We start from the raw sequence: 15,049 nt of genomic DNA on the forward strand, positions 1-15,049 counted from the left end.
TAATGATGAAATACTTATATTTTACAGCGCTGCTTGGTTTACTGAGTATGCCAATTCTCGCAACTGAAGGCTCCACGGCCGGCGCGAACTATGACAAGTCATTGCCTCGAGCTCAGGCCGCTGAACAGGCTGTGGCTGTAGGGGTGACGCCTATCACCTTTAGTGAATTCCCAACCGGTACAGCGATCACGGATCAGTATGCCGACAGGGGGATTATATTTGGCGGTGATGCGCCGTTTATTACAACTGACAGTGCGAATCCAACGAGTCCTGTATTATCGGGAACACCTCAGTATAACGGTGCCATTGAAGGGCGTTTTGTTGATCCCCTGACAGGTGAGCCGACGACGGTCAATAGTTTTTCGCTGGACGCGGGGTATTTTGACAACCTGAGTTCGACGCGATTACAGTGGTTTAACCCCGAAGGTCAATTGATCCGGGAGGTCCTGGATTCGCAATTTGGTATTGAGCACTTTGCTATTCGAGATGAAAACATTGCGTCGTTTCGAATTGAGATTATTGCGCAGGAAGATGCTGGGTATGCTATAGATAATGTCGCATTTAACCTCATCGAAGCCGCGTTTGACCACACGTTTAATCTGGACAAAGTGCTCCTCTCACCGGGCGCTTTGACGGCGAATCAATTTTCTATTTATTTCAAAGATCTGGAAGCGCTTAACGGTGCAACCCTGGAGGATGTCTGTAATTATCAGTTTCATGCCCAAGACAGTAACTTAAAAGTCTCGGCTGATAACTGTCATGTTAAAACAGACAAAAAGACGTTCAGAGTTGACTTTTCTTTGGCTCAGGCACCTTATAACCTCAGCAATGCACAGGTTTCGGTATGCAAATCTGAGGAATGTAAAACCATTGAGGATGTGAATAACCTCAATGTATATACCACTGCATTCAATGTCTCAACGGATGGCTTTTCCTTCCAAAACGGTGACTGGAATAAGTTTATGCTCACAGAGGTAAAAGATGTCTCACTTTCCTCTTTCTTGTGCTGGAAGTTCGATCGTTGTACACCGGATCAATTATCTTACCTTGGTTTCATGCGTAAAGTTGCCCGCTCATTTTCAAGTTTTCTGGCACCGGCGAACAAGCGTAAAGCCTACGACGTCATTGGTTATTATCGCCTCAAAGATTATACACAAGGCTTTGACAGGCTAGACCGGCGTTTTCTGGGCGTGTGTCATGGTATGGCAGCGTCTGCTATTGCTAATTATAACAATGCCAGTGAGAGCGTCGCCTGGGGAGCTAACATAGATGCCACGCTGACACGGGCGCAGCTGATTTCTACCTTCCAGGGCCATTGGGATAACCGCAATACGGAGTCACCTAAGCCCTATGTGAAGGCCGTTGGCAGTTATGATGTTAAGTCGGATGCCGCAGATGCATTTCATGGCCTGTCCAAAATTGGGTTTTACTTTTTGTCACAATCAGCCTTTAAAGGAGACGCCTGGATAGGCTCTCATCCAAAAACCATATTCCCGGGGATCTCGGCAATGAATGCGTTTTACTCACCCCATTTTATGGAAAATAAAATCGCGAGTTTGCGCTTTACTATTAATCGTCCGAAAAGAGGCGGCGGGCATTCTATTCTGGCTGCTGGGTTGATCCAGTATAACGATGTGTCTTTGTATATCACACATGACAATAACTTCCCGGGTGAATATACCATGATGGAGTTCACTGACTCCTTGACTCTGAAGCACTTTATATTTTCAGGGGCGCCTGACAATGGCACAGAACCCTATGATCAACATGGAGATTTTAAGCTAGCAAATTACTATAACGCATCGAGTTATGCGCAGTTTGGCGCTTATACGGACGTGACGGATCAGCTACGCATATATGGTCAGCCTGGCGCCAGTGAACGGCCACAAGATACCTTGAATGAAGAGGAGGATTCACCTGTCAGTGTGGTCGAACTGGAGCACCCACAACACATCACCGTTTTAATTGCGGGTGGTAAGTTGGTGGGAGTAAATCGCCAGAGCAACCAAAGTGCGGTGTTGCTGTCACCTATTCTTGATGAGCCGGATACAGCACACGCCTATTTGAAAAACTCCGAGTTGGTTACCGAGTTTATTTTACCTTTGTCTGATACTTACAGCATTGAGGTTGAAAAGTACCCTCAATATCCGGAAGTAGAGGTCTATGTGACCATTCCGCAGACCAATGGTAAAGTCTTGGTGCTGAATTATGAAGATGTGGTAGCGCAGAGCAATGAAAATAGTGCAACTGTGTTACTGACTGTCGGCCAGCAAAACACCGATGCAAATATCAGTGTTAATGGTGTTGCACAGGCGCCAACTTATGCCCAGGAAAGCAGTTTTGTTGTGGCACAGGTTTCATCTCTAAAGGCGATTGTAAACAACACGGTTGTCTCACTTAGCTGGCAAAATCCGCAAGGCAGTAATCTCAAAGAAGTGGTTGTCACCAGAACTACGGGTAGCCTGCCAACCTCTATCACAGATGGCACGACGATTTTTACCGGATTGGCCTCTGAGTTTGTCGATAGCGCATCGGCAAACACTCGGTACTACTATAATGTGTACTCAGTGGCCGAGGATTCTACCTCTGAGCCAAACAGTATCTACGTAGATACACACCAGGCAACCTTGCACGGTCAGGTACACGATGACAGTGAGATGGGGATTGCTGGCGTTGAGGTTGTGCTTACTAACGGGGTTGGCTTAAGTCAGGTTGAGATAGCTCGTCAGCTTACCGATGATAAAGGGATATTCAGCTTTGCGAATTTGGCCAAGGGTCTATACAAACTGAGCTTTAGTCACGCCTCCTATCAGTTTGAAACTTCTGACGACGCGGTGAACTTGACTCAGGCTAGTCAGGAGGTTAAACAGCTTGGTGTAGCAGTGCCTGTATTGCTGCTTAATATTGAAAATGCCATAGGTACTGAGCAACAGGTTAGTATCAATTGGTCAGGTCTACATATTGCAGACTCCGAGACTGTGGATATTGCCTATCAGGTTGAAGGAACCACGACCGAGATTGCGACGGGTATTGCGTTTTCACAAGGCCGCTATCTGTGGGATGTCTCCGCTCCTGGTGATACATCCGTCACTGTGGTGGTGATGCTCAGTAAGGATAAAACCATACTCAGTGAGCAACAGGTTTTTGTTTTAAAAGAAGTTAGCCCATATGATTTTAGTGGTGACAGTGAGCTGTCGGCTGATGATGTATCAGCGATCGTAAGCGGGTGGTCTGCCACGTCGGGAGATACGCAATTTGAACAAAGATTTGACCTGAATGAAGATGGAGAAATAGACCTCAAAGATATTATGCAGGTCGTCGCTGCCCTTAATCAGAAGTAAATACACAAATACAGGCCGGGCATTTTTCGCCCGGCCTGAACCTGCATAGATTTATTGTTACAATTGCAAAGCTGCATTCGCTGATAATATATTGCAAGATACTGGATTAAACTCACTCATTGTTTTGAACACGGTTTATGTCCGATATTTACTTTGCAGACTACCGATTTGATTTGACCCGCATGGCACTGTATCAAAAAGAATATCGCGTGCCCCTCAAACCCAAGCAAGCCCTATTACTCCATCTACTACTGACCCACCATAAAGAGATAGTCAGCAAAGCGCAGATCCTGGATGAAGTCTGGGGTGAGACTGTGGTATCTGAGCAAGTGATTTTTCAGACCATTAGCCAGCTCAGAAGCATATTGGGTGACGATGCAATACATACCTACGCTCGCTTGGGGTATCAATGGCAGTGGCCTGTCACTGAGACATCTATTGAGAAGCCTGTTACTGAGACACCCATGCAAACGAAGTTTGCTGTCAGACGCAAGGTGTCTCCCTGGTGGCTTATGGCAGTGTTGCTTGTCTGCGCGTGTGGTTATGTCACCGCGAGTCTTTTTGCCAACAATCAGCACTCAGGCAGCACGCAGATCACCATTTTGGCTAATGGTGACGTAAAGGCTGGCATATTGCCATTTTATGATGTTGCTGCTCAGGCAATTGCTATGTCCGAACTGCAGCAGAACCAGCAGGGGCCGGTTGAAATTAGCATAGAAGAAGCATTTGAAACACCGGAGCTGTTATGGTCAGAAGGTCAGAAAAGCTGGCAGATGTGGGGTAAGCTATATCCAGAATCAAGCGGTGTTTTTATTCATTATGGCATCACCAGATCTGGCAGAATCTGGGAAGGCTATGTTTATGCGTCGAATGAAAGTGAGTTAGTAACAAGCCTGAGCCGACGTCTGACTACTTTGAAATCGCTGGGGCTGTTTGCAGACAATCAGGCCATGACACAAGAATTGGTTGTGCTCTCTATGAGTCGACAGGCACCGGATGACCCCGAACTTCTCCTTGCCGCTGGCCGTTACTATATTGACCAGGGACAATTTGATTTGGCGATCACTTATCTGGACCGCCTGATTGAGCAGTTTAATGGCTATCAGTACAAGCCCTATGTGGCACTGGCTCACTGGCACAAGGGGAAGGTTTACAAAATGCGCAGCCAGCATGTACTGGCGACGGCAAGTTTGCGGGATATGTCAGCGGTATTGCATAAAACCCAGCTTGAGCCGCTAAAGCACCGCTATGTGACAACACTGGCCTGGCTTAGCTATGAGCTGGGTAATTGGTCATTAATGAACCAAGTGTTGGAGCAGGCACTAGCAGAGACCATGACAGATGGTGTTGATGGTTTGCGCCGGTTTGAGCTGCACATATTGTATTCCATCTTGGCTAAAAAAACCGGACAGGTTGAAAAACAGTACCATCATCTCAATCTGGCTCAGTCAGTACTGACTGCACATGAACTGGACAAAAGTTATCAGGCTATTGTGCTGTATCATTTTGCAATATTTAGTGGCAACGACAGCGATGCTGAGCCATATCTGAAGCAAGTTGTTGCACTACCTCGTACGGGGAAAAACTATTGGGTTCAGAATGAGGCGATGGCTCTTTTAGTGGAGCATGCGCTGGCGCAGGGTGATTACGAAGCTGCGCACGCCTTGATCCTGCCAGAGTCACAGAATCCCAGGGCATTGCTACTACAGGCACAAATTTACGCTGCACAGGCCCAAGAAGCACATATGGTAGCCGCACTGAAACGCGCATTTACATTGGCTCAGCAGCGGTTTGATGGGCAAAGTGCACAAACAGCCGCGCTAAAGCTTTACCGGGCTAGTTCAAGCACGCAGGAAGAGAAACTGTATTATCTTGCATATCTGAAAGCAAATACCGGGGCTGATTGGCTTCGCCACCAGCAAATCTCAGAACGAGAGCTGGCGGCGTTATAACTGTCCTAATTTGGCACTGTTCGATACGTCTATTTAAGAATTCGAATTACTGCTTCAAGCTGGCTAAGGGATTAAACTGTAACCAGTCAACCATAAACCAGGTTTGCGTGCCAGCTCTTACTTCTATTGGTGCATCGGAGGCTATCAGTTTTGCTGGTACTTTGATTATATCCAGTGTATCGGGCACCATATCTGCGATTCGTGCGACCAAGTGATGCCCCTGCCAAATCTCGATTTGGGTTCCCTCATCGGCTCTGAGTCGCATCTGCAGTTCGACGTCTTGTTGTTTTGGGCTTTTGAACTGATAACTGCTCCATGCCGGCAATAAAGGTTTATCACCGGTTGGGTAATGATAGGGGTTGTCATTGAATGCCAGGCTTTGCTGGTTCTTTTCTTTATGGTCAATCAGGTAAACTTGTTCCTGAGTCACATAGTGCTCAGCCTCAATGCGCTGTCCTGGCTTAAATATGACATGATGCCCGGTTTCTACCGATATGCTGAAGGGCCCCTGACCTGGGCTTGTGGTTGCAGCAACGGTATAGCTAGCTTGCCCCGCTCCGGGCAGCTGATCTGTAAACTGCTCTGTAGTCAGGTCTTTGGCTACCAGTGTCTGTTTACGGCTGAGCTGGCCGTTCGGGTCAACGTAACTTCGGTACACAGAGTAGCGGGCAGATTGATTGGCAAGTCCCTGCCAGCTAATAGTTACCTGGTTGTTTTGATTACGAACTGCACGTACGCCAGCCGGAGCGGGTGGAAGCTGCCCCAGCTGTTGGTGCACAAGCCGTTGCTGGCGCTGTGCATCAGCAAGCTCCCTGGCAAACACACTATTGTATGGCGTCTCGCCTTCCTTAGCAGGTTGTTCAAGCACTAAACGAAACCCCTCTATGCTGCCATAGAAATCAGCCGCAATGGTGTCTGCATTGAAGACGCCACGCGTTTGCCAGTGCCAGCCTTCACCAGCAACATCATAGTGTGTGCATTGCTTTGGATTTTTGTCATCCCAACGCTGGCAACTTTGCAGCAGCTCCTTCACATTGCCCATCATATCGTGCAGACCCAGTGGGTTTGGCCGATACATGCCTATAACTGTGTGATAAACCGCGCCATCGTTACAGTTTGCGCTGGTACTGTAGCGGTGTTGATGATCAATCTGCATGCCAGCTAGATTTGCAAGATCTTCGGTATTTTCATACTTGCAGATCTGTGTTTGCTGCCAGTCCTCACCAAATGGTGAGCGGCTTGTGGTCTGTGCAGAGGCGGCCAGTTGCCATTCCTGTAAGGTGGGCAACCGGTAGGGTTTACCGGTTTGCTCAGATAACCATTGTGCATAGGCCATTGCACCGGGTATACCGACACAAACAACAGGACGGTAGGGATTTTGAGTCAATTCAGCGTTATCCCAGTTACCCGGAGAGTCAGGATCCGGCCAGCGTGTTGAAGTAAACAACATACACTTTTTTGGTACCTGATAATCTGTTGCTTCAACAAAGCGGGAAAATTCCGCAACCGTGATCTCATATTTTCCCATCTGCAGGTCTATCTGCTGGTCTTTGTTTACGACAGGGACAAGGGCTGGTTCAATGGGGGCAACCTGTGCTGAGGCTGATATGGTGTTCAGTAATAGTGCGTGAATCGGTAAAGTCATAGGATCTCCTCTCAATGTTTACAGAGACACTAATGGTTGGCGTGATGAGAGTCCTATTTTATTTCTGAAAGTTAGCCAAATAGAAGTAGAATAGAGTATATAAGTATAAATATCATGTTGTTAGTTAATGATGATGCGGCGAAAAGTGTCGCCGCAAAGTATTTTTACTGGCGCAATCAATTAGCCCCAGATAATACAATCTGGACGATTGTCTTTGAATGTCCAGCAGGCATTGATTGAATTACAAAAGTTGGTATTGGGGCAGTTCGGAAATCCGGTTGCAACTGCGCCGCCGATCTGAGGGGTTTGCTGTGCTGATAAAGTGCTGTTTTGAGACAGTGACTTAATCTTTTTTTTGTTTAACGAGAGTTTCATTTTCATTTCCTTTGTCGTGTTAGGAAGCGTATTGAGCGCTTCGTTGTGGATCCCCGCAACGCTAAAAAGGCGTTGCAGGGAGTAAACCTATTGTTCCTTCATTTCACCTTCATGCCAGGAAAACTGCCCGGAGAAAGTGGTACAGTTCATCGTCGCCTGCTCGGCATTAGTCAGATAAAGCTGGTTGGTAGCAGACTGTGGATAGGAAAAATACTCGCTGCATTGTGCGCTCTGACCTGGCCCTATGACCACCTGAGTACCCGCTTTGAGTGTACAACGCACCAGCATGTCCAGTGGTGAGTATTTGGGGCAAATATTGAATTCAGCGCGATACAGAGAAATCGGCCCGGCTGGCTTGTCCAGTGACCACCATTTACCCAGTTTTGATCCTTCGTAGGTGCTGTTCCAGGCACGCCAAATGACCATGTCCTCAACAACCTGATAGTTTTTTGCATCACACAATCCACCCTGGCCGCTATCCAGAATGATGCCCGGCGGAACAGTCTGATCAGTAAGCAATTGCAAGCCGGGATGTTCAAGCTGCGGCGCCTCACAACTGGCGGCTACTTTGGTTGGGTGTGATTGCGGTGTATATACTTGACTACAGCCACTGAGCAACAGCACTGATAATATCGTTGCACGAGAAATTGAAAGCATGTTAATTGATCTTGTGTTTTTTATTTACCTTCTGGTAACTATATTGCCTTTTTAATAAGAATAAAAGAGGGGAATTGGTTAGGCTGTCATTATTTGGTATTGGTTTTAGAGTCTAACCCAAGGCTTTTATTTTCTTTGTGGTTCTCTAAAGCGCATCAGTTTAGAAAATTTCAATTTAATCGGCTTGTGGAGTTAGGGTTTAAACACTAGGTTTACTTTTTTAACAAAAAAGTAACTTGCTATGTCTCGCTTAATATTCATTTTACTGGGGCTGAGTGTTAGCCTGAATTGTTTGGCCAATATTCTGCCCGCTACCCATCATGCGTTGGTTTATGAAGGCCGTATTCATAAAAACTATCAGGACGGCAGTGTTGAATTCAACTGGCCAGGCACCGCCATTCATACTCAGCTGGTGGGGAAGTCTTTGGCAGTTAACTTAGTGGGCCACGGCGAGCAATTCGACATTCTGGTTGACGGCAAATTACATAAAAAGATTGTTACGGCGCAAACCGCAAAAGCACAGAGCTTTGTGTTATTTGAACAGCCACAGCCAAAACGCGTGCATATTGAAGTGGTCAAGCGCTGGGAGCACTACGAGGCGCGCAGTAAACTCCTTAGTTTTGAAGTGGATGGACGGCTCGAAGGTGCCTGGGAGGTACAACCGCATATTCTCTTTATAGGCGATTCGATCAGTGCCGGCTTTGGCAGCGAATCAACCAAAAGGCAGTGCACCTGGCAGGAGATCAATGAAACCAGTAACGCCCGACTGGCATTTCCTTATCTGGCTGCGCAGCAATTAAATAGCTCTTTTACTCAGGTTTCGTATTCCGGTTTGGGTTTAATTCGCAACTGGAATGGCAACCAGTCACATCACACACTGGTCGATTATGTTGATAAAATATCAGCGGTGTTTGGCGATGAACTGCCATATCAGGAAAGGTACCCTGAGTTAATCGTACTTGAGTTTGGCACTAATGATTTTAGTACCGATCCTCAACCCCATGAACCATGGCAAACCATCGAAGAGGTAAAGGCTGCGTGGGAGGAAGCGATGGTCGAGTTTGTTCACTCTTTGCGAAGTCGTTATCCGGAAGTGGCCATAGTGGTTATGCCCCGACCTGCTTATCCCTACGACTTTATCATTCCGGCGACGGACACAGCATTGAAACAATTGGCCAGCGAAGGGGTTGAACATGTGTATGCCAATACCTTCGTTTCTCCTCTGGAAGGCTGTATCTGGCACCCGACGGCGCAGGAACATAAGGACATCGCATCCGGACTGGTCGATTTTATCAAACAACACGAGCTGCTCTGATTGCTCAGATATTCATGCGTTAAAGTCGTTTTTCTTCAATCCTGTTGTGATGCTTGGGGGTAACCTGATTGCCATAGAAGACACAACAGGAAAAGACCATGAAAAGAGCTAATTATTTACAATGTGCCCCAAAATTGATGCAACATCTGTTTGTTCAGGAGCAATTGCTGAATGAGGAAGTGACGCGTCACTTGGATACAAAACTTTGGGAACTGATTAAACTCAGGGCGTCTCAGCTGAACCAGTGTGGCTACTGTATTGCCATGCACAGCCGCCAGGCGATGGAGCAGGGGGAATGCGCCAAACGGATTATCGCACTAAATGCCTGGCGAGATATGTCGGGCTTTACAGTGCAGGAGCGACTGGCACTTACTTTATGCGAGCAATTGACAAACCTCCAACCCATTGAGGATACTTTGTATGCGCAATTGTCAGACGTGTTCAGTGATGATGCTCTGGTTACTCTGACGGTTGCTATCAATGCTATCAATGCCTGGAACCGAGTTGTCAAAATGTTTAAACCTGACCCAGATGAACAATGAGTTAATTTTACAGCGCCATCAACCGGATGGCGAAACAGGGCGATACGTGCAGGCCGTGTGGTTTGCACGTGCTACGCAGGCGGGTACGCGCTGGTTACCCTGCGATGGTGCTCAGGGCGTCTTATTTTTGCTAAAAGGCGAGTTGACGCTGGATAGGCATAAAATATCCGCACCTTTTCATATTCAGGCCCCTTCCAAACAAGCGGCAGAGCTCAGTTACAGTGCCGGAGCCGAATTTGCCGGGATCCGCTTATTTCCGGCGAGATTCAAAGCGCTTCAAGAAGCGGTCCATCCGTTGTTATCGACATCCGGTTTATGTGCGCTGGCTGAGCAGCTCAAACAAACGCCGACACTACAAACCCTGCAGCAGTGGTTGGACACCTTTGCAGCCTTTGCGCCGAATTTAAGCGGTGACCTGCAATACACTTACCAGCTGATTAATGAGCTGATGCAGTTACATCCGCTTGAAGACGCTTATCGCGCTGTGCCTCTGTGTATGCGCCAGCTTGAACGGCAGGTAAAAGAACAGTCGGAGCTGACTCCTAAATACCTTGCTCGTATTTACCGGATCCGCAATGCGCAGCAAAAACTCAGAGATAACCCTTTGACAAACCTGGCACAATTAGCATTGGCTTGTGGGTTTTCTGATCAGGCACATCTCACCCGGGAGTTTAAGGACATTCTGAGGATCACCCCGGGTAAATATGCCCGCCAATTATTTGTGTAAATAACGATTTTTTTATTGCCAGCAACACCGATTGGGCGTATATATCGCGCTCGAATTCTGTTTAACCATCAGGTGTGTAATTGGACCTTATATGGGTTTTTTTGCTCATAGTAATGAGCGCTGTGTTTGCTTTGTGCGAGATTTCTCTTGCTGCTGCGCGTAAAGTAAAACTACAAAGCCGGCTGGATCTGGGCGATCTCCGCGCCAAAAAAGTGATGTATTTGCAGGCAAACGCGCACCAGTTTTTTGCCGCTGTTCAGGTTGTGCTGAACGCGCTGGCCATAGTCGCTGGTATGATTGGTGAGTCGGTATTTACGCCTTATCTCTATCATGCATTAGACGTGGTCGCTACGCTGTTTGTTGCCGATGTAGGCCAGTACCAGGCGGTTTTACTGCAAGTTTCAACGGTGTTGTCTTTTTTGCTGATCACGGCCATGTTTGTGTTGTTTGCCGATCTGCTGCCTAAGCGGGTTGCCATGGTGATCCCTGAGTCTATTGCAATGCGCTTTATCAGCCTGATGCTGGCAAGCGTTTGGCTGTTTAAACCTGTGATTTGGCTATTTAATCTGATGGCGGATGTGATTATTCGCGCATTTAAACTACCCAACCAACGCGATGAACTGATCACCAGGGATGACTTGTTTGCGGTTGTTGACCAAAGCGCTGAGCAGGGAGAGTTGGGGGCACATGAGCACAATATTATCGGCAATGTGTTGGACCTGGACCAGACCAGCATTACTCAGGCAATGATTAATCGTGATGCCGTTGAATGGCTAAATATCCATGACGATGAAAAAGCGCTGGCAAAACAAATTCAAAGTCACAGTTTTCAGCAGTATTTACTCTGCGATGCTAGCCTGGATCAGGTGATTGCGGCCGTGGAGGCGAAGCAGTTGTTAAGTAATCTGATTGCAGGCCGACCCCTGCTCGATGCTCAGCAGGAGGCTTTTTTACGGCCGGTTATCCTGCTCGATACACTGAGCTTATCGGATGCACTGAACGCGCTAAAAGCACATCCTTGCAATACTGCGGTGGTGATCAACGAGTTTGCGACTGTGGTGGGTATGGTGACATTGTCCAGCATACTAAACTTTATTGCGCTCAAAGACAGCGAGGCGATAGAAGCCCAGTTTCGTCAAAAAGATGCCTCGCGCTGGCTGGTGCAGGGCGATATGTCGATGAAAGACTTTCAGTTGTCGGTGGTTGAGCATGAGTTTATGCCTGTTGACTCAATAGAGACGCTCGCGGGGTATCTGATCCATCACTGCCGACATTTTCCCCATCAGGGCGAAACGATAGAAATTGAGGGCTTTACCTTTAAGGTGACAGAGATACAGGGCCTCGCCATTAAACAGATTGAGGTGAGCCGCAGCTAAATCTTGTGCGATTAGCATTCGCGATTGGCGTCCGCGAACCTCTAGTACACCGCTGTTCTGAAAGTGTACATTGCTTTAAATTAAAGTGTCAGACAGTATTCGAGTTTGACACTTTCACTCACTTTACAAGCCTGCATCTGTCTTCTAGAGTTTTGAATAACCGTTAATTTTAGCGGAGTCGGTAGATTTTAACTGGCTCCTAATCGAGTCGTCAGTGCAATTATCTACGCCTTCGTTATTGCTCATGGCTGGTGCCGGGGTGGTTGCCTCCGCGCTGGCATTGGTGTTTTTGTGGCTGGCCAACCGAGACGTGAAAGCCACGCTATACTGGGCGTTGTCACCAATCTGTTTGGCACTTTGCATGATCCTGTTCGGGGTGCAAAATGAGTTGCCACTGAGTGTACGTTATCTGCTACCCAATTTGTTTGGTCAGGCAGCTTTAATTCTGGTGCTCATTGGCTGCTACCATGCCTGCGAGCAAGCTGTACCGCTGCGTAAGATTGTCTGTTACTACGGGGCATTTTTGCTCATTCACTGCATTTTTACTTACGTCGTTTCAAATTACGCATCGCGACTGATCTTGGGTATGCTCACGCTCACCATCACTTCAGGGTGGATCTGGACTTGTCTGTACCGTTTTGGTCGGCCTCGTTATTCGGTGTCACTTGTGCTGATCAGCCTGAGCCTGGGGTTTCTCAGTTTTTTTGCCCTGGGTAAAGCGTTTGATGTTTTGTCAGACCCCGCAACCCATAGCCTTCAGCAAGATCACACGTTAAAGGCGCAGTTATTTGTGATTTCCCTGTTTATGAGTCAGCTGGTGTTTAACTTTGCCTTTGCGATCATGACTGGCGAATATCGTAATGCCAAGAACCGCGAAATACAGCATCAATTGATAGAATCGAACCAGGCGTTGCAGGAGGCAAAGCAACGTGCAGAGCAGCATTCAAAAATGAAGTCTGAGTTTTTGGCAAATATGAGCCATGAGATCCGTACACCAATTAATGGTGTTATTGGATGTCTTAACTTATTGCTCAGTCATGACCTGGAAGCGCAGCAGAAACAATACGCCAAACTGGCTGATGCCAGCGCCCATTCATTGCTAGGCGTGATAAACGACATTCTGGATTTTTCTAAAATTGAGTCGGGCAAACTGGAGATAAGCCCTGACTCGGTTGACCTTTATGAGCTGATTGATTCGGTGGCCAAATCGTTTGCTATCACGTTAGATCAAAAGCAACTCACGTTGCTGGTAGACTGCCACGGTCTGAAACATCGTTTTGTCTGTCTGGACCCGGTCAGGACACGGCAGATCCTCACCAATTTATTGAGTAACGCCGTTAAGTTCACCGACTCCGGCACGCTCCAGCTAAAACTGGCCTGTGAGGAAGTGGCAGTGTCTGCCTCTACCGTATTGCAGTGTGATGTTATTGATTCTGGCATTGGCATCAAACCTGAGGCCAGACACAAGTTGTTTAGCTCTTTCAGTCAGTGCGATGCCTCGACGACTCGTAAATATGGTGGCACCGGATTGGGACTTGCCATTGTTAAGCAACTTTGCAAGTTGATGAACGGAGATATTGAGCTGGTTGATAGCAACGATCCCGGTGCGCATTTTCGTTTCCATTTTCAGGTTGAAGCGCAAAAGGGCGGGTTGTGGGGCAGGGACATTGTACCACAAGGGGCGCGTGTTGCGGTGTTGTCACAGCAGCCCAGGTTGACACAAATTGTGTGCCGACAGCTTGAGGTGTTGGGTTGCCAGGCACAGGTGTTAATGTTACCTCTTGCCGGCGATATCAGCCACGATGTGCTGATTTTAGATATGACCGAGCCTGCGTATCAGGAAAAACAACTTGAAGCGCTCAGGGTCTTATCGGGGAGTCGAAAAATACTTGCTATGTGCAATATGCAATGTGAGCTACAGCACGAGCCGGTATTTGCTCAGCACCAGATAACGGTCGTGTATCCACCGCTTACCGCCAAAGACCTGGTCCAGATGTTTTCAGGCCATTCTGGTTCTAAGCTACCCGAGCCTGTTGCGCCGGAGTCGCCCTTACGTGGCGTACGTGTGTTGCTTGCAGAAGATAACCCTATCAATCAGGTGGTTGCCAGTAAAATGTTGGTGAGTTGGGAGGTAGAAGTACAATTGGCTGAGTCGGGAAAGCAGGCTGTGGATATGCTCAAAGCGATGCCTGAACACGCCTTACCGGATTTGGTCTTGATGGACTGTCAGATGCCCGAAATGGATGGCTATGAAGCAACCCGACATATCCGCAGCAGCCCGGAGTTAGAGGCCTGTCGTGACCTGCCTATTATCGCGCTGACTGCCAATGCGATGCTGGGGGAGCGCAAAACCTGTCTGGCCTGCGGTATGAGTGGCTATGTCAGCAAACCCATTCAGGCCGATGTACTACAAGCTGAAATGCTCAAAATGCTGGTGGACAAAGCCGCAGGCCAAACGCAGTAGCCGCCTGGCCGCTCAGCGGCGAAAGAATTCGTTTACCTCTATTTAGAGTTTTCGTCCCAGGCGTTTCTCAATCTGGCGCTTTTCCCATTGCGCGCCAAACAAGTCGAATATCTCAAACGCGCTCGCCCAGTGACTGAGCAGTCCTATTCCCCAGCCGAGTGCTGGCCACCAGGCCCAGATATAATCCGGACTGGTGAAAATGTTTATGCCAAACAGTGCGGCGTTGACTAATACATAGGTGATTAAATGCGAGTAAAAATCTTTTATTGCGCGTACCTGCTCTATGACACGTTGTTCCTGCTGGGTTATTGATTCATGGTTCATATCATTCGGCTCCTCTTTGAGATCTGCAACATCAGTTTCAAAAACAGCAGCCAACGATTTTAATGACTCCAGACTGGGACTCTGACCTCGCTCTATTCGCTGAATTGTACGAATACTTAATCCGCTAAGCGTTGCCAGCTGTTCCTGTGACCAACCGCGTTGCAATCTGAGTTTCCTGATTGTCATTATTTTTTCCTGTTTGCTGCTCTGTCACTTGTTTTACGCATATCCTCGCCGGTAGTGTACGTCAGCGTGACGACACTGGAGTGACAAAGTATACATTTCAATGTGTTAGGTGGAGAGTGCCGCGCCTTCTCTGAATTACAGAGTA

Annotated in this window: 11 protein-coding genes; 7 read left to right on the forward strand and 4 right to left on the reverse strand. The window is 47.7% G+C overall.

Annotated elements, in window-relative coordinates; genetic code table 11:
• The first annotated feature begins 2 nt into the window (after positions 1 to 2).
• Positions 3 to 3,341: a carboxypeptidase-like regulatory domain-containing protein gene (locus ELR70_RS00675; protein ID WP_082353040.1), complete on the forward strand. Its 3,339-nt coding sequence runs from the start codon at positions 3 to 5 to the stop codon at positions 3,339 to 3,341.
• A gap of 137 nt (positions 3,342 to 3,478) precedes the next feature.
• Positions 3,479 to 5,293, forward strand: a complete 1,815-nt coding sequence (locus tag ELR70_RS00680; protein ID WP_054013274.1) for a winged helix-turn-helix domain-containing protein — start codon at positions 3,479 to 3,481, stop codon at positions 5,291 to 5,293.
• Positions 5,294 to 5,339: 46 nt separating this feature from the next.
• Here ELR70_RS00680 and ELR70_RS00685 read toward each other — a convergent pair whose 3' ends face one another.
• From ELR70_RS00685 to ELR70_RS00695, 3 genes are all read right to left on the reverse strand, one after another.
• The gene (locus tag ELR70_RS00685) at positions 5,340 to 6,938 is read right to left on the reverse strand and encodes an SUMF1/EgtB/PvdO family nonheme iron enzyme (protein ID WP_054013273.1); all 1,599 of its coding nucleotides are present in this window, start codon (positions 6,936 to 6,938) and stop codon (positions 5,340 to 5,342) included.
• Between the two features lie 180 nt (positions 6,939 to 7,118).
• A complete protein-coding gene (locus ELR70_RS00690) occupies positions 7,119 to 7,313 on the reverse strand; it encodes a hypothetical protein (protein ID WP_054013272.1) in 195 nt (64 codons plus the stop codon).
• Between the two features lie 87 nt (positions 7,314 to 7,400).
• Complete coding sequence (locus ELR70_RS00695; RefSeq protein WP_054013271.1) at positions 7,401 to 7,970, reverse strand: hypothetical protein; 570 nt, start codon at positions 7,968 to 7,970, stop codon at positions 7,401 to 7,403.
• A gap of 241 nt (positions 7,971 to 8,211) precedes the next feature.
• Here ELR70_RS00695 and ELR70_RS00700 point away from each other — a divergent pair, with 241 nt between their 5' ends.
• The 5 genes from ELR70_RS00700 to ELR70_RS00720 all read left to right on the forward strand — a co-directional run bounded on the left by ELR70_RS00700 (position 8,212) and on the right by ELR70_RS00720 (position 14,394).
• Positions 8,212 to 9,285: an SGNH/GDSL hydrolase family protein gene (locus ELR70_RS00700; protein WP_054013270.1), complete on the forward strand. Its 1,074-nt coding sequence runs from the start codon at positions 8,212 to 8,214 to the stop codon at positions 9,283 to 9,285.
• 98 nt (positions 9,286 to 9,383) lie between these two features.
• Entirely contained in the window at positions 9,384 to 9,827 is a 444-nt protein-coding gene (locus tag ELR70_RS00705; protein ID WP_054013269.1) for a carboxymuconolactone decarboxylase family protein, read from the forward strand.
• Positions 9,790 to 10,554, forward strand: coding sequence for a helix-turn-helix domain-containing protein (locus ELR70_RS00710; RefSeq protein ID WP_164881414.1), 765 nt, complete (start codon positions 9,790 to 9,792; stop codon positions 10,552 to 10,554). Before ELR70_RS00705 ends, ELR70_RS00710 begins: the two co-directional genes overlap by 38 nt.
• 101 nt (positions 10,555 to 10,655) lie before the next feature.
• Positions 10,656 to 11,930, forward strand: a complete 1,275-nt coding sequence (locus ELR70_RS00715; RefSeq protein ID WP_277749862.1) for a hemolysin family protein — start codon at positions 10,656 to 10,658, stop codon at positions 11,928 to 11,930.
• A 214-nt stretch (positions 11,931 to 12,144) separates the two neighbouring features.
• Positions 12,145 to 14,394 carry an ATP-binding protein gene (locus ELR70_RS00720; RefSeq protein ID WP_128064424.1) on the forward strand — a complete coding sequence of 750 codons (2,250 nt, stop codon included), beginning with the start codon at positions 12,145 to 12,147 and terminating at the stop codon, positions 14,392 to 14,394.
• 42 nt (positions 14,395 to 14,436) lie between these two features.
• Here the strand turns inward: ELR70_RS00720 and ELR70_RS00725 are convergent, their stop codons facing one another.
• Positions 14,437 to 14,904, reverse strand: a complete 468-nt coding sequence (locus ELR70_RS00725) for a helix-turn-helix domain-containing protein (RefSeq protein WP_054013264.1) — start codon at positions 14,902 to 14,904, stop codon at positions 14,437 to 14,439.
• Positions 14,905 to 15,049: the final 145 nt, after the last annotated feature.

Origin of the sequence: Pseudoalteromonas sp. R3 (assembly GCF_004014715.1) — a bacterium.
Lineage (GTDB): Bacteria > Pseudomonadota > Gammaproteobacteria > Enterobacterales > Alteromonadaceae > Pseudoalteromonas.

Excerpts from the sequence above, each read along its gene's own strand:
- ELR70_RS00705 (WP_054013269.1), top strand. The coding sequence starts at position 9,384 with ATGAAAAGAGCTAATTATTTACAATGTGCCCCAAAATTGATGCAACAT.
- ELR70_RS00685 (WP_054013273.1), bottom strand. The coding sequence starts at position 6,938 with ATGACTTTACCGATTCACGCACTATTACTGAACACCATATCAGCCTCA.
- ELR70_RS00725 (WP_054013264.1), bottom strand. The coding sequence starts at position 14,904 with ATGACAATCAGGAAACTCAGATTGCAACGCGGTTGGTCACAGGAACAG.
- ELR70_RS00680 (WP_054013274.1), top strand. The coding sequence starts at position 3,479 with ATGTCCGATATTTACTTTGCAGACTACCGATTTGATTTGACCCGCATG.
- ELR70_RS00675 (WP_082353040.1), top strand. The coding sequence starts at position 3 with ATGATGAAATACTTATATTTTACAGCGCTGCTTGGTTTACTGAGTATG.
- ELR70_RS00690 (WP_054013272.1), bottom strand. The coding sequence starts at position 7,313 with ATGAAACTCTCGTTAAACAAAAAAAAGATTAAGTCACTGTCTCAAAAC.
- ELR70_RS00700 (WP_054013270.1), top strand. The coding sequence starts at position 8,212 with ATGTCTCGCTTAATATTCATTTTACTGGGGCTGAGTGTTAGCCTGAAT.
- ELR70_RS00695 (WP_054013271.1), bottom strand. The coding sequence starts at position 7,970 with ATGCTTTCAATTTCTCGTGCAACGATATTATCAGTGCTGTTGCTCAGT.